Genomic DNA, 19,443 nt, shown 5'->3' on the forward strand with positions numbered 1-19,443 from the left:
CGGGGCGTCACGGCGGCGACGCGCTTGAGTGGTTCGTCTGATTTACGGGGATATGCGGCGAAAGCTGGGTGAGTCTTGCCTGGTTCCGGATTTGGGGCTGCTGTGGTCGGCCTACGGGAGCGTGGCCGCTCGTCAGGGCCTCTTCGTCGCCGGCAAGTGCCACGTTTGGCCTGGTCCCCGCCCCTATTGGGCTCGTGAATCCAGACGTGGACGGCATCGATACGGAGGCGGGGTATATACGGGCCCGCCTTCATCGCGGTGTCGCGACTCTCCGTGGGCATCAGGTGCCCGTTGCCCGAAATGCCGTAGTTCTGGTCGGCGGGCGGTCGTATACGAATCGGCCCGCGCGGGCGGGTAAATGTAACGCTCGCCGGCTTGCTTCCCAAGAAGGGGAAAAGCCGGAGCGAGGAAGGCCGTGGCCGATAGCGGACAATCCGCCGTATGCCGGTGATCTCCCACGAACATGCGAGATCCGGCGGCGTTCGAGGCGTTCTAACGAGGACCCATGCGGCCGTCGGCCATTTCGTGGTGTGAGGTGGGACGGATCCGTGCCCGGTGGGGGACCTGATCACCGAGGGCCGCACCGCGTGGCCGGCGGCAATCGGCCCCGAATAGGGATTTGAGCGATGTCGAGAGGGCCCACAGATCACCTGAGGCCGCTCGGCGTCCCCGCCGTCCGCCGGGTTACGGCCGTACGTGCCGCGCGGTCAGGAGTCATGTGGAAAGCCGCGGAGAACGTCTCTCACGGGCTTTGCCGCCCGCCGGCCGCCATTCTGATTCTTCTCGGACGGGGCGCCCCCGTCCGGGGCGCGGATACGAAAGAAGGGACCCGGCTGGATGCCGGGTCCCTTCTTCGCTGCGGTTGGGCTGAGGGGTTACCTCAGCTCAGATCGTTGACCAGAAGGTCAGACGATCTTGCCGGACCAGAGGTTGGTCGCAGCCTTGTAGACGCCGTAGGTCTCACCGTCGAAGTACGGGGAGAAGCTGGTGTCGTAACGGTTGTTGTTGTCGGTGTCGGAGACGCCGATGGTCACACCGTTCAGGTAGCCGACGCGGCGGCCGTTGTTGTAGTTCACCAGCCAGGAGGAGCCGATGGCGCCCTCACCGGTGAACGACGACTTGGTGCCGATGAGCTCCTCGCCCTTGATGGCCGGGGCCTGGACCGCGAAGGTCTTGCCGTAGGTCCACTTGAGGGTGTGGCCGGAGAAGGCGTTGTTGCCGTCCGGGTGGGTGCCGCTCGGGTAGCCGAACACGAAGACCGGCTTGCCGACCTTCTGGTTGTAGGCCAGACCCTGACCGCCCACGTTGTCGCCGAGGCGACCGACGCTCTTCAGGCCGATCTGGAAGAACTTGCCGCTGACCTTGTAGTCCAGGTCGTAGTTCGCCCAGAAGGTCCGCTTGAAGTACTTGAACGTCGGCTTGTTGTTGACGACACCACTCTTCACACGGAAGAAGAGGGTGGTCCCGTCCTCGCTGACGTACGAGTCCTTGTCGGACTTGTAGTCCTTGTCGGTGATCGCGACGGCGGCGTCGGCGCCGGTGCCCTCGGCGAACGGGCCGTTGCCGGTGAGGTCCTTGCCCTTGTTCAGGGCCTGGAAGTCGGCGACCTTGACGGCGACCTTCTTGGACTCGGCGGTGCCGACGGCGACGACCTTGTCGGTGACGACTTCGGTGATCTCCATCTTGGCGCCGACGGTGGCGGGCGTGCTGTCCTTGCTCGCCTTGTCCGCCTGGGCTTCCTTGAGGGTCGGCCAGACCTTCTCGTAGTCGCGGTCGGCGCTCACGCTCTCCGGCAGGACGCCGTCGTAGACGGTCACGAACGCGTAGTCGCGGTCGCCGTCCTCGTAGACGTCGTAGTCGTAGTGCGTGAAGGCCTGCTTGCCGACGTAGATGCCCCACGGGGTCTTCGCCTGGTAGTAACCCGGGATGAAGACCCACTTGTCCATCGTGGCGGCGTTGGACTCGGTGTCGTACACGCAGTGGCCGGCGGTGGCGACCAGGTTGCGGTAGTTCGACTGCACCGAGGTGGCCGAGCACCAGTGCGGCTTCTTGTCCGCGCCGATGAAGAACACCTTGCCGGTGGTCTTCGGCAGGTTGACGTTCTTCGACTTCGAGGCGACCTTCTTCTCGTCGCCGATGGCCGGCACGATGCCGGGCTTGCTGTCGGCCGTGGGCCCGCCCTTGGAGACGTGCTTGGCGACGATCTTGGTCTCAACGCCGTAGGGGGTGGCGTTGATCAGGTTGGCCTTGGCCTCGCCGTACCAGAACGCGGCGACCTGGCGGGCGGCCATGTTGGTGTTCGCGAGGGGGTTGGTGGCGACGTCACCGGTGGCCTGGGCCGGAGTGGCCAGGCCGGCGGCCAGGAGGCCGGCGGTGGCAACGAGGCCGCCGAAGGCGAAAGTGCGCTTCATGGAGGGGAACTCCTTGGTCTGTCGTGGGACGTCAATTCGCGCCCCATGCGTCAGGAAAGGGATGGCAGGACGCTATCTGAGGGCTTCCTGTGAGGGAAGTCCGGAAAATGTCACGGACCGGTGGAACCGAATCGGGCGGTGGGGGCGTCAGATCCATAGGAGTCGTTGTTTTCCCTGATCAACTTGGGCTGATCGACGCTCGCTGGAGCCCCAAGACGGCTCGCCACTTACCGCCCACTGTGAGCTAAATCACAGTCTCTTCCGAAACCTCCCCCTGGCATATCGTCATGTGACGTCGCGATTGTCCGACTTTGTGTGGAAAAAGTGGGATATAGGGGCAAGAGGAATTCAGTGCGGCCCACTGTCCGAAGTGCCGAAGGGGGCGAGCGGGGGGGTAACGGGGGCGCAGGAGTGCGCCCCCGTCGCGCTTTTCGGGGGAGAAGCCGCCCCGCGAGTGTCCCGCTGACGCGCTGGGACACGGGAACACAAAAAAGAGACCCGGCTGGATGCCGGGTCTCTTCTTCGCTGCGGTTGGGCTGAGGGGTTACCTCAGCTCAGATCGTTGACCAGAAGGTCAGGCGATCTTGCCGGACCAGGAGGCGGCCGCGGCCTTGTAGACACCGTAGGTCTCACCGTCGAAGTACGGGGAGAAGCTGGTGTCGTAACGGTTGTTGCCGGTGGTGTCGGAGACACCGATGGTCACACCGTTCAGGTAGCCGATACGGCGGGCGCTCTGGTAGTTCAGCAGCCAGGACGAGCCGATGGCGCCCTCACCGGTGAACGACGACTTGATGCCCTGCAGCTCCTCGCCCTTGATGGCCGGGGCCTGGACCGCGAAGGTCTTGCCGTAGGCGTACTTGAGGGTCTTGCCGGTGAAGGCGTTGTTGCCGTCCGGGTGGGTGCCGCTCGGGTAACCGAACACGAAGACGGGCTTGCCGAGCTTCTGGTTGTAGGCCAGACCCTGACCGCCCACGTTGTCACCGAGGCGACCGACGCTCTTCACGCCGACCTGGAAGGTCTTGCCGACGACCTGGTAGCCGTTGGCAGCCTTGGTCCAGAAGTTCCGCTTGAAGTACTTGAACTCCGGCTTCTGGTGGTCGTGGCGCTTGCCCTTGCCCTCGACCTTGGTCCGGAAGTACAGCGTCTTGCCGTCCCGGCTGACGTAGGAGTCCTTGTCCGAGCGGTACTCCCGGGCGTCGATCTCCTGCGCCTTGCCGGCGATGGTGCCGTCGGCGAACGGGCCGTCGCCGGTGAGGTCCTTGCCCTCGTTCAGGGCCTGGAAGTCGGCCACGGTGGCGGGCTTCGCCCGGTTGTCGCCCTTGACCTCGACGATCTCCAGCTTGGACCAGACGGTGCTCTTGTCGGCCTGGAGCTTCGCCTTCGCGGCCTCAGCGTCCGCCTTGGAGGCGAAGACCTCGGACGTGTAGTCCTTGTCCGCCGTCGCGCTCTCCGGCAGGACGCCGTCGTAGACGGTCACGAACGCGTAGTCGCGGTCGCCGTCCTCGTAGACGTCGTAGTCGTAGTGCGTGAAGGCCTGCTTGCCGACGTAGATGCCCCACGGGGTCTTGCCCTGGTAGTAACCCGGGATGAAGACCCACTTGTCCATCGTGGCGGCGTTTGCGCCGGTGTCGTACACGCAGTGGCCGGCGGTGGCGACCACGTTCTTGTACGTGGACTGCACCGAGGTGGCGGAGCACCAGTGCGGCTTCTTGTCCGCGCCGATGAAGAACACCTTGCCGGAGGTCTTCGGCAGGTTGACGTTCTTCGACTTGGCGGCGGCCTTCTTCTCGTCGCCGATCGCCGGCACGACGCCCGGCTTGCTGTCGGCCGACGGCCCGCCCTTGGAGACGTGCTTGGCGACGATCTTGGTCTCAACGCCGTAGGGGGTGGCGTTGAGCAGGTTGGCCTTGGCCTCACCGAACCAGAACGTAGCGACCTGCTTGGCGGCCAGGTTGGTGTTCGCCAGGTTGTCGCTGGACACGGTGTTGGTGGCCTGGGCCGGAGCGGCCAGACCGGCGGCCAGGAGGCCGGCGGTGGCGACGAGGCCACCGAAAGCGAGAGTGCGCTTCATGAGGGGGTACTCCTTGGTCTGTCGTGGGACGTCAATTTGCGTCCCATCCGTCAGTAAAGGGATGACAGGGACGTTACCAAGGGGCGGCCGCGATCAAAGCTGAAAAAATCTTGTGAATCGATGGAACCGGATGGATGGTCGGGGCCGTCAGAGATGTAGCCAGCGGTATATCCGCTGATCACCTTGCTGTGTCCAGATTTCGACGCCCGTCGCTGCGGCACGCCCATGTCCTTTTCGTGTGACGTAAATCACACTTCTGGGCTGCCATTTCGGCATAATTCATCGCATGGCGAATAGGGCGGTTTGTCCGCTTTGTCGTAATAAGTGGGGATTTGTCGACGCGGTAGTTCTAGTGCGCTCCGCCATCTGAGGCGTCGAAAGGGACGAGCAGGGTGTGGAGCAGGGTGGCGAGGGCGCGCTGCTCGCGCTCGCCCAGGCCGACGAGCAGTTCGCGCTCGCGCCGCAGCAGGCCGACGAAGGCCGCGTCCACCCGCTCGAGTCCCAGAGTGGTCAGCCGTACGAGGACACCGCGCCGGTCCTCCGGGTCGGGGTGCCGCGTGACCAGCCCGGAGGCGGTCAGCCGGTCGATGCGGTTCGTCATCGTTCCCGAGGTGACCAGCGTCGCCCGCAGCAGCGCGCCCGGGCTCAGCTCGTACGGCTTGCCGGAGCGCCGTAGCGCGGTGAGCACGTCGAACTCCCAGGATTCGAGATCGTGCTCGGTGAACGCCGCCCGTCGCGCGCGATCGAGGTGGCGGCTGAGCCGTGACACCCGGCTGAGCACTTCGAGGGGAGAGACGTCCAGGTCCGGGCGCTCCTGTCGCCAGGCGGCGACGAGCCGGTCCACCTCGTCTTCGCTGGCCCTGGAATGCGACATGGCGTTGATTTTAGCTCTCTTGACATCGAGAAACCGAGGCGGAGAATATCTCGACATCAAGATAAATTGGAGGATCTTCATGGGATCGGACATTTGGGACCCCGCGGTCTACCGCGCCTACGCCGACGAGCGGTCCCGGCCCTTCCGTGACCTGCTCGCCCGGGTGGCCGCGCGAAATCCCGCGTACGTGGTCGATCTCGGCTGCGGCACCGGGGAGCTGACCGCCGAACTCGCCGGGCGTTGGCCGACCGCGACCGTGCACGGCGTCGACTCCTCCGCCTCGATGATCGAGAAGGCTCCCGGCGGCGAGCGCCTCGGGTTCGAGGTCGCCGACGTGCGCGACTGGCGTCCGTCCCGCCCCGTCGACGTCCTCGTGTCGAACGCGGTCCTCCAGTGGGTGCCCGAGCATCGCGAGCTGCTCGCCCGCTGGGTGACCCACCTGACCCCTGGCGGATGGCTCGCCTTCCAGGTGCCCGGCAACTTCGACGCGCCCAGCCACACCCTGATCCGCGGGCTCTGCCGTACGCCGGCCTGGCGTGACGAACTGGGAGATCTCGTACGCGACGCGCCGGTCGGCGAACCGGTCGAATACCTGGAACTGCTCGCCGGGCTCGGCTGCGCCGTGGACGCCTGGGAGACCACCTACATCCACGTGCTCCCCGGCGCGGACGCCGTACTCGGCTGGGTCAAGGGGACCGCGCTGCGTCCCATGTTCAACCGGCTCTCCCCGGACCGCCACGCGGCCTTCCTCGCCGAATGCGGACGGCTGCTCGCCGAGGCGTACCCGCGCCGCCCGTACGGCACGGCCTTTCCGTTCCGCCGGATCTTCGTCGTGGCCCGGAAGAAGGAATAGGAACCGGGGGCGCGATCGGCCGAGGGCGTGATGTCACGAACGAGCTCGCGGGAGAAGCTCGCGAGACGTTCAGATGGCCGGTCAGAAGGGCCGGTGGGCGGCCCCCGGCCGAATCAGAGGGCTCAGCTTCCGTCCGCCCGCTCGGGAGCGCCGGCCTTGCTCGCCCGGCGCGCCTGCCGCTCCAGCACCTTCTGCTGCTCGCGCTGGGCCTTCTCCTGCTCCTTGAGCTCGCGTTCGCGGGCCTTTTCGCGTTCTCTCTGTTCGCGTTCGCGAGCTTTCTCCTGCTCGCGCTGGAGCTTCTCCTGGTCCTTGAGCTCGCGTTCGCGGGCTTTCTCGCGTTCTCTCTGTTCGCGTTCGCGGGCCTTCTGCTGCTCGCGCTGGAGCTTCTCCTGCTCCTTCAGATCGCGCTCCCGCGCCTTGTCCTGCTCCTTGGCGTCCCGCTCGGCGGGCCGCGCCGTACGGGTGTCCGGGGGAGGGGAGAGCACCAGGCCGCGGGTGGCGGCCGTGAGCTGCGGATTGGGATCGAGACCGGTCAGGCCGTTCCAGGAGAGGTTGACCAGGTGCGCCGCGACCTCCTCGCGCCGGGGCTTGCGCACGTCCAGCCACCACTGCCCGGTCAGCGCCGTCATGCCGACCAGCATCTGCGCGTACATCGGCGCGAGCTTCGGGTCGTAGCCGCGCTCCTTGAACTCGTCGGCCAGCACGTCCTCGACCTGGCTGGCGATGTCGCTGAGCAGGCTCGCGAACGTGCCCGTCCCGGACGCGGCGTGCGAGTCGCGGACCAGGATGCGGAAGCCCTCGTTGCTCTCCTCGATGTACTGGAGGAGGGCGAGGGCCGCCCGCTCCAGCTTGACCAGTGCGTGCGAGGCCGACAGCGCCTGCGTGACCAGGGTCAGCAGCCGCTGCATCTCCCGGTCGATGACGACGGCGTAGATGCCCTCCTTGCCGCCGAAGTGTTCGTAGACGACGGGCTTGGAAACCTTGGCGCTCGCCGCGATCTCCTCGACCGAGGTTCCGTCGAAGCCCTTCTCGGCGAAGAGCGCGCGGCCGATCTGGATCAACTGCTCGCGTCGCTCCGCGCCCGTCATACGTCGTCGAGATCGGGAGGAGTCGTTCACACGTCCCATCATGGCCTGTTTAGGTGCGTTGACGGATTCCGGCTTCGCCGTCGCCTTGCCGTTCGGCGGGGCCGGGCGGGTCCGTACGGCTGTCGCCGGCGCCTGCGCGGAGGCGAGGGGCAGGGCGACAGCCGATGCGTGTGGAGAGGGGGTATCGGCGGGATCACCCAAGTCGTTTCGCCGCCAGCCGCTCCTCATTGGGCCAGCGCACATCGTGGGCCCATCCGGCCTTCTCGAACCAGCGGATCAGGCCCGCGCTGAGGTCGATCTGCCCCTTGAGCACGCCGTGCCTGGCGCAGGTGGGGTCGGAGTGGTGCAGGTTGTGCCACGACTCGCCGAACGACGGGATCGCCAACCACCACACGTTGCGCGACTTGTCGCGGACCTCGAACGCCTCCTCGCCGAAGACGTGGCAGATCGAGTTGATCGACCAGGTGACGTGGTGGAGCAGGCCGATCCGGATCAGGGTGCCCCAGAAGAACGCGGTGAGCGCTCCCTGCCAGGACCAGGTCACCAGCCCGCCGAGCACCGGCGGCAGCAGCATCGACGTGGCGGCGAGCGCCGGGAACCACCGGTGCAGCTTCATGATGTCCGGGTCCTTGACCAGGTCCGGAGCGTACTTCGCACGGTTGGTGCGCTCGGATTCGAACAGCCAGCCCATGTGCGCGTAGAGCAGCCCCTTGGACATGGACTTGAAGCCGGGGCCGAACCGCCACGGCGAGTGCGGGTCGCCCTCCTTGTCGGAGAACTTGTGGTGCTTGCGGTGGGTGGCGACCCAGTCGAGCACGGACATCTCGAGCGAGAGGCTGCCGGCGATCCCCAGGATGAACTTCATCGTCCGCGTGGACTTGAACGAGCCGTGCGTGAAGTAGCGGTGGTAGCCCACTGTTACTCCGAGGCCGGACACGACGTAGAAGACCGCGAAGATTACGACATCGCTCCAGCCCAGACCCCATCCCCAGGCGAACGGCACGGCGGCGATCACGGCGAGGATGGGAGCCCCGACGACGATGCCGAAGGTGATCAGTTCGGCTCTGGTTTTCGGTTCTGGCTCGAACTCCGGCTTGGGCTGCGGTGCAGGACGCTCGGTGAGGACAGTCATGGGCTACCTCGCGAAGAAGTGGGGAAGATGTCCGGCTACGCCACCGTAACCTACGCCATCGTAAGTTAGGACTTTCGAGGCGGCGAATGTAGGGAAGGTGACTCAATCCGACCCCAACTCGTGGTGCATCCATGCCTTGTGAAAGTGCCATTAGATCTGCTAAAAGCATGCGTCCGCGACGGTCGGGGGCCAGGGTGCCGGGACAACCTTTGTCGCAGGTTAGACGCCCTCTGGCCGTGTTCCCGGGAGTGTGCGTGTGCGCGATGGGTAATTGAATTGCGACAATGGGTAATCAGAACTAGCGTTCTATCCATGACGAGAACCTCCCAGCAGCTCGCCCGGTTTGAGGCGCTTCGCGGTCAGGCTGTCGCCCTCAGGGCGTCCGGCAAGTCCCGCGCCCAGATCAAGGACCTCCTCGGCATCGGCAGCGACGGCACTCTCAACGAGTTGCTCAGAGACGTGATCCCACCCGGATCCCCGCTGCGGGCCAACGCCAAGGACGATCTGAGGACGCGGGCTCGTGAACTTCGCCTGGCGGGTCGGTCCTACGGCGAGATCGTGAGCGAGCTGGGCGTTTCCAAGTCCTCGGTGTCGCTCTGGGTTCGCGACCTGCCCGAGCCCCCGAGGCTCGGCCCGGAGCAGCGCAAGCAGCGGGCCGCGGAAGGTGCGCGACGCTACTGGGAGAGCGAGCGAGGCGAGCGCGAGGCCCGCAGGCAAGAGGTTCGGGACGACGCGGCCGCGATGGTGGGCCAGCTCTCCGAGAGAGACCTCCTCATCGCCGGTGCGGTGGCCTATTGGTGTGAAGGAGGGAAGAACAAGCCGGGTCGTCGCTATGACCGGGTCGTCTTCATGAACAGCGACCCCGGCCTGATCCGCTTCTTCCTTCGATTTCTGGATGTGGCCGGGGTGGATCGCGCGGATGTGGTCTTCCACGTCTGTATCCACGAGACGGCGGATCTCGTCGAGGCGGAGAAGTTCTGGCTGGGGCAGACCGGTGGCACGGAGGATCAGTTCGGCAATCCCGTCATCAAGCGGCATAGGCCCGCGACCGTGCGGAGCAATGTCGGAGAGGAATACCACGGCTGTCTCCGGGTTGAGGTCCGCCGTGGCGCCCGGCTCTACCGAAAGATCGAGGGATGGGTCGAAGGGATCTTTCGTGCCGCATCAATCGAATCGGCAGAGCCTGCCCTCGATCGGTAAGCTAGGGCGAGGCTCCGAACCTTCACCCAGGGTTCGAGACCATCCCGGGTCGTCTAACCAGGCAGGACAACGTCTTTTGGTGTCGTTTGTAGGGGTTCGAATCCTCTCCCGGGAGCAGTGACAACAGGTTCGAAGCCTGGGCCGGTGAATCCGGGCCAGGCTTCTGCTTTTGGGTCGCCCACGGTCCCAGGGTGGGCGCGTGGGCGGCCTTGGGCGGGGGAGCCGGGGTCTCGGCCACTGGGTCGGTCCCGTGGAGGACCGGCATCCCTGTTGCGGTGATTTCGGCTGATCAGGCGGGTCTTGTGGTCACTGTCCGGAGTGTCCGGCAACGTGAATATCGAGACCGCCGGCCCGATGCGGCCATCCGGGCGCTCCGCGCCACCCCGGGAGGGGCGTTCCGCGGTCACGCTGAGTGACCGTCGCGAGGGGTTGCGTTCCAGGTGGGGGCTGGATTCCGCCTTGGGGGCGCCAGGTAAGCTCACCTTGTCGAGTGGGTGACCGTGCGACGCCTCGGCGGTAGCCGTACGTGATCCTCAGGCCGACCTGTTTCAATCGCGGATCCGAGGGAGCCCCCGCAAGTGAGTGTGCCGCGCCCTGCCGCTGTCATCGTCCTCGCCGCGGGCGAGGGAACCCGGATGAAGTCGAGAACCCCCAAGGTCCTCCACGAGCTGTGCGGTCGCGCCCTGGTCGACCACATGCTCGGCGCGGCGCGAGGGCTGCGGCCCGAGCGCCTGATCGTCGTGGTCGGCCACGCCCGCGAGCGGGTCGAGGCCCACCTGGCCGAGAGCGCGCCGGACGTGCTGACGGTCGTCCAGTCCCGGCAGAACGGCACGGGCCACGCGGTGCGCACCGTCCTGGAGGCGGTGGGCACGATCAACGGCACGGTCCTCGTCACGTACGGCGACACGCCGCTGCTGCGTGAGGAGACCCTGCGTGAGCTGGTGGAGCGGCACGCCGGGGACGGCAACGCGGTCACCGTGCTGACGGCCGTGGTGCCCGACCCGACGGGGTACGGCCGGATCATCCGCGACTCCACCGGAGCGGTCCTGGAGATCGTCGAGGAGAAGGACGCCACGCCCGAGCAGCGGGCGGTCGCCGAGATGAACTCGGGCGTCTACGCGTTCGACGGGCTGCTGCTCGCGGACGCGGTCAAGCGGGTGGGGGTGGCCAACGCCCAGGGCGAGGAGTACCTCACCGACGTGTTGTCGATCCTCCGTGAGGACGGCCACCGGGTGGGCGCGCACATCGCGGCCGACTACGTCGAGGTCGAGGGCGTCAACGACCGGGTCCAGCTCTCCTTCGCCCGCCGCGTGCTCAACGACCGCATCCTCAGGGACCACATGCGCGCGGGCGTCACGATCGTCGACCCGTCCAGCACGTGGATCGACGCCGGGGTGGTGATCGAGCCCGACGCGGTGATCCATCCGGACACCCAGCTCCACGGCGCGACGTCGGTGGGGGCCGGCGCGGCCATCGGTCCGGCGAGCACCCTGACGGACACCGTCGTCGGCGAGGACGCCGTGGTGCGCAACGCGGTCTGCGAAGGCGCGGAGATCGGCGCGCAGGCGTCGGTCGGCCCGTACGCGTACCTGCGTCCCGGCACGCGTCTCGGCCGCAAGGGGAAGATCGGGACGTACGTCGAGACCAAGAACGCGTCGATCGGCGAGGGCAGCAAGGTGCCGCACCTGACCTATGTCGGTGACGCCACCATCGGCAGCGGGTCCAACATCGGCGCCGCGTGCGTGTTCGTGAACTACGACGGCGTCGAGAAGCACCACACGGTGGTGGGCGACCACGCGCGCGTGGGCAGCGACAACATGCTGGTCGCTCCGGTGCGGGTGGGCGACGGCGCCTACACGGCGGCCGGTTCTGTGATCACCAATGACGTCCCGCCCGGGGCCATGGCGGTGGCCCGGGGCAGGCAGCGCAATATCGAAGGGTGGGTCACGCGCCGCCGCGCGGGGACCTCTTCGGCCGAGGCCGCGCGGCTCGCGCTGGCGGCTCAGGAAGAGGCCGGTCAGGAATAGCCACACACGGGGCGGCGAGAGGGCCGTCCGCAGCAGTCAGCAGCAAGAGTTCGAGGCGCGGGAGACCGCGTAACTTCCCGAGGGGAATCAGCCGCCGTGGGCGTGCACAGCGAGCGAGCAAGGGGGCACAGCGAGGTGCCGCGGGTACGGATGACGAGTTGCCGGATGGTGGCCGCGTGTTCGGCGAGGAGAGCGTCGTGAGTGGAATTAAGGCGGCGGGCGAGCGGAACCTGATGTTCTTCTCGGGCCGGGCGTTCCCTGAGCTGGCCGAGGAGGTGGCGTCGAACCTGGGGGTGGAGATCACCCCGACGGCGCTGCGTGACTTCGCCAACGGCGAGATCTACGTTCGCTATCTGGAGTCGGTCCGGGGTTGCGACGCGTTCGTGATGCAGTGCCACACCGCTCCGATCAATAAGTGGATCATGGAGCAGCTCATCATGGTCGACGCCCTGAAGCGGGCCTCGGCCAAGCGCATCACCGTGATCCTGCCGTTCTTCGGGTACGCCCGGCAGGACAAGAAGGGCCGGGGCCGCGAGCCGATCACGGCGCGGCTGATGGCCGACCTGTTCAAGCAGGCGGGCGCCGACCGGTTGATGTCGATCGATCTGCACACTTCGCAGATCCAGGGCTTCTTCGATGGCCCGGTGGACCACCTGTTCGCGTCGCCGGTGCTGATCGACTATCTGCGGGACAAGCTCGACCCGGCGACCACGACGATCGTCTCGCCGGACACCGGCCGGGTGCGGCTGGCCGAGCGCTGGTCGGACGCCCTGGGCACCCAGGTGGCGTTCATCCACAAGCGCCGGGACCTGGACGTGGCGAACCAGGTCAAGGTGCACGAGGTGGTAGGCCGGGTCAAGGGGCGCACCTGCGTCCTGATCGACGACATGATCGACACCGGTGGCTCGATCTGCAAGGCCGCGGACGCGCTGTACGAGCACGGCGCGACGGACGTGGTCGTCGCGGCGACGCACGCGGTGTTCTCCGACCCGGCGGTGGACCGGCTGAAGAACTCGCGGATCTCCGAGGTGGTCGTCACCAACACGCTGCCGCTGGCGGAGGACAAGCGGTTCGACAGCCTGACGGTGCTGTCGATCGCGCCGCTGCTCGCCCGGGCCATCGAGCAGGTCTTCACGGACGGCTCGGTGACCAGCCTCTTCGAGGGCGAGAGCTGATCGCCTCCTGACGGGCCGGCCCCCGCCGAAGGAGTGGTGGGGGCCGCGATTCGGGTAGGCTGCACAAGTTGCGCTCGTAACGCCTTCCGCTAGGGCGGGTGAGGGGGAGCGCGCCATCCGTAGACGATCCTCCCTAGGAGATGTGCCGTGTCCGAGGTTCTCATCGCCGCCGAGCTCCGCACCGAGTTCGGCAAGGGCGCCGCTCGCAAGATCCGCCGCGCCAGCAAGGTTCCCGCTGTCCTGTACGGCCACGGCACGGAGCCGCGGCACCTGACCCTGCCGGGTCACGAGCTGCTGCTGGCCCTGCGCACCGCCAACGTGCTGATCCACGTCCAGGGCGACGGCGTCGACGAGCTGGTGCTGCCCAAGGGTGTCCAGCGCGACCCGATCAAGGGCTTCGTCGAGCACGTCGACCTGCTGCTGGTCAAGCGCGGCGAGAAGGTCACCGTCGAGATCCCGGTCACCGTGGCCGGTGAGGTCATCGGCGGCGCTCTCGTCGACCAGCAGCTCGTGACGGTCTCGGTCGAGGCCGAGGCGACCCACATCCCGTCCGGCGTCGAGGTCGACGTCGACGGCAAGGACGTCGGCTTCGTGGTGACCGCGGGCGACCTGCAGCTGCCGAACGGCGTCACCCTCGCGGGCGACCCGGAGGCGCTGGTGCTGCACGTCGTCGCGCCGCAGGCGGCCGCGCTGCCGGCCGAGGGCGCGGAGGCCGCCGAGGGCGAGGCCCCGGCCGAGGCTGCCGCCGAGTAAGGAACGTTTCGCGGGAGCGGGTCCTCCACAGGATGTCCTGTGGGGGACTTCTCCATATAAGGAGACGGTGATGGAGGATCAGCGCTGGCTGGTCGTCGGCCTGGGCAACCCGGGGCCGGATTACGCCGGGAACCGGCACAACGCGGGTTTCATGGTGCTGGACGAGCTGGCCGCGCGGGCCGGTGGCCGGTTCAAGGTGCACAGGTCGCGCGCGGAGATCGTCGAGGGGCGGCTGGCGGGGGCGCCCGCGGTGCTGGCGAAGCCGCTGTCGTTCATGAACCTGTCCGGCGGCCCGGTGAAGGCGCTGGCCGACTTCTACAAGGTGACCCCGGCGCACGTGGTCGTGGTCCATGACGAGCTGGACATCCCGTACGGCGCCCTGCGGGCGAAGCTGGGCGGCGGCGACAACGGGCACAACGGCCTGAAGTCGATCACAAAGTCGCTGGCGACGCGTGACTACCTGCGGATCAGGTTCGGCATCGGCCGGCCTCCGGGGCGGATGGATGCTGCGGCGTTCGTGCTGAAGGACTTCGCGACGGTGGAGCGCAAGGATCTGCCGTTCCTGGTGGACCGGGCGGCGGACATGGTGGAGTCGCTGGTCAGGGCGGGGCTGGAGGCCACGCAGAACGCGTTCCACGCGGCCGATCTGAACCCGGTCAAGCCTCCTCGGTGACGGGGTGCGCGGCGGCGGAGCGCTCGCCGCCGCGCCAGAGCATGAGGTTCTGGAAGAGCTCGGCCTGCTCCATGGCGTCGTCGAGGGCGTGGTGGGTGTGCCGGCGGGTCGATCGCACCTCGCGGGGCATCTGCCGCTTTGTGGACCAGGCGACGGGGACGCCGGCTTTGGCGGCGTAGAGCGTCTTGATGTCGATGCACCGGGAATGCCCGAACGGCGATTGCCCGGTGAATTTCATGAAATACCAGTAAATCCACATCCAGTCGTAGGAGAGCGGGAACGCGGCCAGGACGGGCAGCGTGTTCCCGCAGACCTCGGCGATCCAGGCGGCGGCGGCGTTCATCGCCTCGGCCGGGAGCCGGCCCTCCCGGAGCAGCACGTCGCGGTCGAGGCCGCTCACGGCGAGGGCGGCGGGGTCGTACTCGTCGCTGATCGGGCGCAGTTCGGCGTAGAACGTCGCCGCGTCCGGCGCGCACCTCTCGAACGTCCTCCCCTTCATCCGTCCGGCGACCGTCATGCCGAAACTCACCATTGAATACGGGCCGGGAATGGGGCCGTCAGCTTCGATATCGACGGATATATACGTTTCGGCTTTCACGGATTCTCCTCAAGCGTGGCCATACGGCCGATAGCATTCCGTCACTCTAGGTATGCGTTCGGTGACGGACTGATCACGGTGGGGGCGAGGCGTGCAGGAGGGCGAGCTGGCGGCGGCCGTGGGCGCGCCGGGTAACGCGCCGGGGAGGTCGTCGGCCTCTCCCGTCCCGCGGCCGCCGAGATGGGCCCTGCGGTACCGGTTCCACGCGGCCCTCCTCGACGTCGGCTGCGCCCTCCTCGCCGGGACCGCCGCGATGGCGGCCCGGTTCGGCGAGGTTACTCCGTACGTCACCCCCTATGTCGTGATGAGCGGGCTACTGCCGCTGTTGTGGATGTGCTCGGTCGGCATAAACCGGGCGTACGAGCCGCGCCTGATCGGGGTGGGGTCGGAGGAGTTCCGCCGCATCGCCCAGTCGGGCTTCACGCTGATCGCCGCCGTCGCGATCGCCGCGTACGTGACGAAGACCGATGTGGCCCGCGGCTATGTGGTGCTCGCCCTGCCCACGATGACGGTGCTCACCCTCTGCGCCCGGTACGTGCTGCGGCGCAGGCTGCATCGCCGTTGGGCGAGGGGCGGCTGCATGCGCAGGGTCGTGGCCGTCGGCCACCGGGCCGCGATCACCGACCTGACCCGGCGATTCCGGCGCGAGCGCTACCACGGGATGGAGATCGTCGCGGCCTGCGTGCCGTACGACGCGTTCGGCGAGGTGGAGGGCGTGCCGGTGCTCGGCGACTTCACCGACGTCCCGCTGGTGGTGGAGCAGGCGGAGGCGGACACGGTGGCGGTGCTGGCCTGCCCCGAGCTGGACGGCACGGCGCTGCGGCGGCTGGCGTGGCGGCTGGAGCGCAGCCGGACCGATCTCGTGGTCGCGCCCGCGCTGATGGAGGTGGCGGGCCCGCGCACCACGATCCGTCCGGTGGCCGGGCTGCCATTGCTTCACGTGGAACATCCGGAACTGGCCGGAATCCGGCAGCTCATCAAGAACGTCTTCGACCGGGTGGTGGCGGGGACGGCGCTCGTCGTGCTGTCCCCGCTGCTGATCGCCGTCGCGGTCGCCGTACGCGTGACGAGCCCGGGGCCGGCGCTGTTCCGCCAGACGCGGGTCGGCAAGGACGGCGTCGAGTTCACCATCCTGAAGTTCCGCACGATGTGGCAGGACGCGGAGGCGCGCAAGGTCGATCTGGTCAGCGACGCGGGCGGGGTGCTGTTCAAGATCCGTCAGGACCCGCGGGTCACGCCGATGGGGAGTTGGCTGCGCCGCCGCTCTCTTGACGAGCTGCCCCAGTTGATCAACGTTGTTAAGGGACACATGTCGCTCGTGGGGCCGCGACCGCCGTTGCCGGAGGAGGTCGCGCGGTACCGTGACGACGTCCGCAGGCGGCTCGTGGTCCGCCCGGGCATGACGGGCCTGTGGCAGGTGAACGGGCGATCGGACCTGTCGTGGGAGGAATCGGTGCGGCTTGACCTGCGTTACGTCGAGAGCTGGTCTCTCATGCTGGATCTGCAGATCTTGTGGAAGACGTGGTCGGCCGTGATACGCGGGGCGGGAGCTTACTGAATGGCGATGCGGGACGACCACAACCTGGCGGGCGAGCTGGCGTCGGAGGCGGGTGAACTGCTGCTGCGGCTGCGCGCCGAGCGGGGTTTCGCCGATCCGAAGGCGTTGAAGGACGCGGGAGACCGCGGGGCGCACGACTATCTGATGGAGGCGCTGCGGCGGCTGCGACCGGACGACGCCGTCCTGTCGGAGGAGGCCACGCGCGAGGAGCGGCTGGACCCCCGGAGGCTCTCGGCCGAGCGGGTGTGGATCGTCGATCCCCTGGACGGCACCCGTGAGTTCGCCGAGGAGGGCCGCTCCGACTGGGCCGTCCACGTGGCGCTGTGGGAGCGCGGCGCGCTGACGGCGGGCGCGGTGGCGCTGCCGGCGCAGGGCCGGACGCTCACCACCGCCGAGCCGCCCACACTGCCGGACCGGCGGGGGCGCTTCCGCATCGCGGTCAGCCGGACCCGGCCGCCGGAGTTCGTGGCGAAGCTGGCGCACGAGCTGGGCGCCGAACTGGTGCCGATCGGCTCGGCCGGAGCCAAGATCGCGGCGGTGCTGACGGGCGAGGTCGAGGCGTACGTCCACGCGGGCGGTCAGTACGAATGGGACTCGGCCGCGCCGGTCGCGGTCGCGCTGGCGGCCGGGGCGCACGCGAGCCGGATTGACGGCTCGCCGCTCGTGTACAACCAAGCGGACCCCTTCCTGCCAGATATCCTGGTCTCCCTATCGGATGTGGCGCCAACGTTGCTCGCCGGCATCCGTGACCTGCACCGCTAGCCGTCGAAGGAATCCCTATGCTTCAGCGCGACTACACGACGTCGCAGCTCGACGTCCTGGAGGCCGAGGCGATCCACATCATGCGTGAGGTCGCGGCAGAATTCGAGCGCCCCTGTCTGCTCTTCTCCGGTGGCAAGGACTCCATCGTGATGCTCCGCGTCGCCGAGAAGGCGTTCTGGCCGGCGCCGATCCCGTTCCCTCTCATGCACGTGGACACCGGGCACAACTTCTCGGAGGTCATCGAGTTCCGCGACCGGCGCGCCGTCGAGCTGAACGCCCGGCTCGTGGTGGCCAGCGTGCAGGCGTCGATCGACGCCGGGCGGGTGGCCGAGGAGACCGGGCGGCGCGCCTCGCGCAACCGGTTGCAGACCACCACCCTGCTCGACGCCATCGAGGAACACGAGTTCGACGCCGTGTTCGGCGGCGCCCGGCGTGACGAGGAGAAGGCCCGCGCGAAGGAGCGGGTCTTCTCCTTCCGTGACGACTTCGGCCAGTGGGACCCGAAGAACCAGCGCCCCGAGCTGTGGAACCTGTACAACTCGAAGATCCGCAAGGGGGAGCACATCCGGGTGTTCCCGCTGTCGAACTGGACCGAGCTGGACATCTGGGACTACATCCGGCGCGAGGGGATCGAGATCCCGTCCATCTACTTCGCGCACACCCGCAGCGTGTTCGAGCGGGACGGCATGCTGCTCCCGGACCACGAGGTGGTGCGGCGCGACGACGACGAGCCGCTGTTCGAGGCCACCGTCCGGTACCGCACGGTCGGTGACATGACGTGCACCGGCGCCGTGGCGTCGAACGCCGTGACGGTCGAGCAGATCATCGAGGAGATCGCGGTGACGCGGCTCACCGAGCGCGGCGCGACGCGCGCCGACGACCGGGCATCGGAGGCCGCGATGGAGGACCGCAAGAAGGAAGGCTACTTCTAATGGACATCCTTCGTTTCGCCACCGCGGGTTCGGTCGACGACGGCAAGTCCACGCTGATCGGGCGGCTGCTGTTCGACTCCAAGGCGATCTTCGAGGACCAGTTGGAGGCGGTCGAGCGGACCTCGCGCGACCGCGGCACCGAGTACACGGACCTGTCGCTGCTCACCGACGGCCTGCGCGCCGAGCGGGAGCAGGGCATCACGATCGACGTCGCGTACCGCTACTTCGCGACGCCGAAGCGGAAGTTCATCATCGCCGACACCCCCGGGCACATCCAGTACACCCGGAACATGGTGACCGGCGCATCCACCGCCGACCTGGCGATCATCCTGATCGACGCGCGCAAGGGCGTGCTGGAGCAGTCGCGGCGGCACGCGTTCCTGACGACGCTGCTGCGGGTGCCGCACCTGGTCCTCGCTGTGAACAAGATGGACCTGGTCGACTACGCCGAGGAGCGGTTCGAGGAGATCCGTGAGGAGTTCACCTCCTTCGCGTCCAAGCTGAACGCGGCGGACCTCACGTTCATCCCGATCTCGGCGCTGCATGGCGACAACGTGGTCTCCCGCTCGGAGAACATGCCGTGGTACCAGGGGTCCTCGCTGCTGCACCACCTGGAGAACGTGCACATCGCCTCCGACCGGAACCTGGTGGACGTGCGTTTCCCCGTGCAGTACGTCATCCGGCCGCACAACGCGACCAGCCAGGAGCTGCACGACTACCGCGGATACGCCGGCCAGGTGGCCGGCGGCGTGCTGAAGCCGGGCGACGAAGTCACCCACCTGCCGTCGGGGCTGTCCACCCGGATCTCGGCGATCGACACGTTCGACGGGCCGGTGGAGGAGGCGTTCCCGCCCATGTCGGTCACCCTCCGGCTGGAGGACGACATCGACATCTCGCGCGGCGACCTGATCTGCCGGCCGAACAACCAGCCGGCCGCCGCCCAGGAGATCGAGGCGATGGTGTGCTGGATGGCCGACACCACGAAGCTGCAGCCCCGGTCCAAGCTGGTCATCAAGCACACGACGCGTACGGCGCGGGCCCTGGTGCGCGACCTGCAGTACCGGCTTGACGTCAACACACTGCACCGGGACGAGTCGGCGACGGCGCTCGGCCTCAACGAGATCGGCCGGGTGTCCCTGCGCGTCACCCAGCCGCTGTTCGTGGACGACTACGCGCGTAACCGGCTCACCGGCGGCTTCATCCTCATCGACGAGGCCACGAATGGCACGGTCGGCGCGGGCATGATCGTCGACGCCCGGTAGATCCTTCGCCGTTCCGTGAACGGATAAATACCCAAAGCGCTAGGGTCGTCACGTTCCGTATCCACGTGGTGGAG

At 67.7% G+C, this 19,443-nt stretch carries 16 protein-coding genes and 1 tRNA gene; 11 read left to right on the forward strand and 6 right to left on the reverse strand.

Features of this window, described 5'->3' with window-relative positions:
* Positions 1 to 905: 905 nt before the first annotated feature.
* From AWQ71_RS43020 to AWQ71_RS19735, 3 genes are all read right to left on the reverse strand, one after another.
* A complete protein-coding gene (locus tag AWQ71_RS43020) occupies positions 906 to 2,411 on the reverse strand; it encodes a trypsin-like serine peptidase (RefSeq protein WP_067135304.1) in 1,506 nt (501 codons plus the stop codon).
* A gap of 574 nt (positions 2,412 to 2,985) precedes the next feature.
* Positions 2,986 to 4,482, reverse strand: coding sequence for a trypsin-like serine peptidase (locus AWQ71_RS19730; protein ID WP_067135306.1), 1,497 nt, complete (start codon positions 4,480 to 4,482; stop codon positions 2,986 to 2,988).
* 349 nt (positions 4,483 to 4,831) lie between these two features.
* Entirely contained in the window at positions 4,832 to 5,356 is a 525-nt protein-coding gene (locus tag AWQ71_RS19735) for a MarR family winged helix-turn-helix transcriptional regulator (RefSeq protein WP_067135308.1), read from the reverse strand.
* 79 nt (positions 5,357 to 5,435) lie between these two features.
* Here AWQ71_RS19735 and AWQ71_RS19740 point away from each other — a divergent pair, with 79 nt between their 5' ends.
* The gene (locus AWQ71_RS19740; RefSeq protein WP_218001878.1) at positions 5,436 to 6,209 is read left to right on the forward strand and encodes a trans-aconitate 2-methyltransferase; all 774 of its coding nucleotides are present in this window, start codon (positions 5,436 to 5,438) and stop codon (positions 6,207 to 6,209) included.
* A 122-nt stretch (positions 6,210 to 6,331) separates the two neighbouring features.
* Here the strand turns inward: AWQ71_RS19740 and AWQ71_RS40340 are convergent, their stop codons facing one another.
* Both AWQ71_RS40340 and AWQ71_RS19750 read right to left on the reverse strand, forming a co-directional pair.
* Entirely contained in the window at positions 6,332 to 7,336 is a 1,005-nt protein-coding gene (locus tag AWQ71_RS40340) for a TetR/AcrR family transcriptional regulator (RefSeq protein ID WP_084259095.1), read from the reverse strand.
* A gap of 154 nt (positions 7,337 to 7,490) precedes the next feature.
* A complete protein-coding gene (locus AWQ71_RS19750; protein WP_067135310.1) occupies positions 7,491 to 8,429 on the reverse strand; it encodes an acyl-CoA desaturase in 939 nt (312 codons plus the stop codon).
* A gap of 312 nt (positions 8,430 to 8,741) precedes the next feature.
* On the opposite strand from AWQ71_RS19750, the gene AWQ71_RS19755 reads away from it, so the two are divergent.
* The 6 genes from AWQ71_RS19755 to pth all read left to right on the forward strand — a co-directional run bounded on the left by AWQ71_RS19755 (position 8,742) and on the right by pth (position 14,257).
* Positions 8,742 to 9,629 (forward strand): hypothetical protein, encoded by an 888-nt coding sequence (locus AWQ71_RS19755; protein WP_067135312.1) that lies wholly within the window; start codon positions 8,742 to 8,744, stop codon positions 9,627 to 9,629.
* 42 nt (positions 9,630 to 9,671) lie between these two features.
* Positions 9,672 to 9,744: transfer RNA gene (locus tag AWQ71_RS19760), tRNA-Gln, on the forward strand.
* Between the two features lie 463 nt (positions 9,745 to 10,207).
* Positions 10,208 to 11,656, forward strand: coding sequence for a bifunctional UDP-N-acetylglucosamine diphosphorylase/glucosamine-1-phosphate N-acetyltransferase GlmU (gene glmU, locus AWQ71_RS19765; RefSeq protein WP_067135314.1), 1,449 nt, complete (start codon positions 10,208 to 10,210; stop codon positions 11,654 to 11,656).
* Positions 11,657 to 11,853: 197 nt separating this feature from the next.
* Positions 11,854 to 12,831, forward strand: a complete 978-nt coding sequence (locus AWQ71_RS19770; RefSeq protein ID WP_067135578.1) for a ribose-phosphate diphosphokinase — start codon at positions 11,854 to 11,856, stop codon at positions 12,829 to 12,831.
* Between the two features lie 147 nt (positions 12,832 to 12,978).
* Positions 12,979 to 13,584, forward strand: a complete 606-nt coding sequence (locus AWQ71_RS19775; RefSeq protein WP_067135316.1) for a 50S ribosomal protein L25/general stress protein Ctc — start codon at positions 12,979 to 12,981, stop codon at positions 13,582 to 13,584.
* A gap of 70 nt (positions 13,585 to 13,654) precedes the next feature.
* Entirely contained in the window at positions 13,655 to 14,257 is a 603-nt protein-coding gene (gene pth / locus AWQ71_RS19780) for an aminoacyl-tRNA hydrolase (protein WP_067135318.1), read from the forward strand.
* On the opposite strand, the gene AWQ71_RS19785 is transcribed toward pth, so the two are convergent.
* Positions 14,241 to 14,774, reverse strand: coding sequence for an exonuclease (locus AWQ71_RS19785; RefSeq protein ID WP_245658373.1), 534 nt, complete (start codon positions 14,772 to 14,774; stop codon positions 14,241 to 14,243). The two genes, pth and AWQ71_RS19785, sit on opposite strands and share 17 nt — an antisense overlap.
* A 199-nt stretch (positions 14,775 to 14,973) precedes the next feature.
* Between AWQ71_RS19785 and AWQ71_RS19790 the strand changes: the two genes are divergently transcribed.
* The 4 genes from AWQ71_RS19790 to cysN are packed head-to-tail and all read left to right on the forward strand — an operon-like array spanning position 14,974 to position 19,369.
* Positions 14,974 to 16,413, forward strand: coding sequence for a sugar transferase (locus AWQ71_RS19790; protein ID WP_067135580.1), 1,440 nt, complete (start codon positions 14,974 to 14,976; stop codon positions 16,411 to 16,413).
* Entirely contained in the window at positions 16,414 to 17,175 is a 762-nt protein-coding gene (locus AWQ71_RS19795; RefSeq protein WP_067135322.1) for a 3'(2'),5'-bisphosphate nucleotidase CysQ, read from the forward strand.
* 17 nt (positions 17,176 to 17,192) lie between these two features.
* Complete coding sequence (gene cysD / locus AWQ71_RS19800) at positions 17,193 to 18,107, forward strand: sulfate adenylyltransferase subunit CysD (RefSeq protein WP_067135324.1); 915 nt, start codon at positions 17,193 to 17,195, stop codon at positions 18,105 to 18,107.
* Positions 18,107 to 19,369 carry a sulfate adenylyltransferase subunit CysN gene (cysN, locus tag AWQ71_RS19805; protein ID WP_067135326.1) on the forward strand — a complete coding sequence of 421 codons (1,263 nt, stop codon included), beginning with the start codon at positions 18,107 to 18,109 and terminating at the stop codon, positions 19,367 to 19,369. The genes cysD and cysN overlap by 1 nt, the downstream gene beginning before the upstream one ends.
* Positions 19,370 to 19,443: the final 74 nt, after the last annotated feature.

The organism is Microtetraspora malaysiensis, assembly GCF_001528665.1.
GTDB lineage: Bacteria > Actinomycetota > Actinomycetes > Streptosporangiales > Streptosporangiaceae > Microtetraspora_A > Microtetraspora_A malaysiensis.

What these genes read in the sequence shown, in the direction of transcription:
- AWQ71_RS43020 (WP_067135304.1), bottom strand. Translation starts at nt 2,411, where the DNA reads ATGAAGCGCACTTTCGCCTTCGGCGGCCTCGTTGCCACCGCCGGCCTC.
- cysN (WP_067135326.1), top strand. Translation starts at nt 18,107, where the DNA reads ATGGACATCCTTCGTTTCGCCACCGCGGGTTCGGTCGACGACGGCAAG.
- AWQ71_RS19730 (WP_067135306.1), bottom strand. Translation starts at nt 4,482, where the DNA reads ATGAAGCGCACTCTCGCTTTCGGTGGCCTCGTCGCCACCGCCGGCCTC.
- AWQ71_RS19755 (WP_067135312.1), top strand. Translation starts at nt 8,742, where the DNA reads ATGACGAGAACCTCCCAGCAGCTCGCCCGGTTTGAGGCGCTTCGCGGT.
- AWQ71_RS19785 (WP_245658373.1), bottom strand. Translation starts at nt 14,774, where the DNA reads ATGACGGTCGCCGGACGGATGAAGGGGAGGACGTTCGAGAGGTGCGCG.
- AWQ71_RS19795 (WP_067135322.1), top strand. Translation starts at nt 16,414, where the DNA reads ATGGCGATGCGGGACGACCACAACCTGGCGGGCGAGCTGGCGTCGGAG.
- AWQ71_RS19750 (WP_067135310.1), bottom strand. Translation starts at nt 8,429, where the DNA reads ATGACTGTCCTCACCGAGCGTCCTGCACCGCAGCCCAAGCCGGAGTTC.
- AWQ71_RS40340 (WP_084259095.1), bottom strand. Translation starts at nt 7,336, where the DNA reads ATGGGACGTGTGAACGACTCCTCCCGATCTCGACGACGTATGACGGGC.
- cysD (WP_067135324.1), top strand. Translation starts at nt 17,193, where the DNA reads ATGCTTCAGCGCGACTACACGACGTCGCAGCTCGACGTCCTGGAGGCC.
- AWQ71_RS19740 (WP_218001878.1), top strand. Translation starts at nt 5,436, where the DNA reads ATGGGATCGGACATTTGGGACCCCGCGGTCTACCGCGCCTACGCCGAC.
- pth (WP_067135318.1), top strand. Translation starts at nt 13,655, where the DNA reads ATGGAGGATCAGCGCTGGCTGGTCGTCGGCCTGGGCAACCCGGGGCCG.
- AWQ71_RS19735 (WP_067135308.1), bottom strand. Translation starts at nt 5,356, where the DNA reads ATGTCGCATTCCAGGGCCAGCGAAGACGAGGTGGACCGGCTCGTCGCC.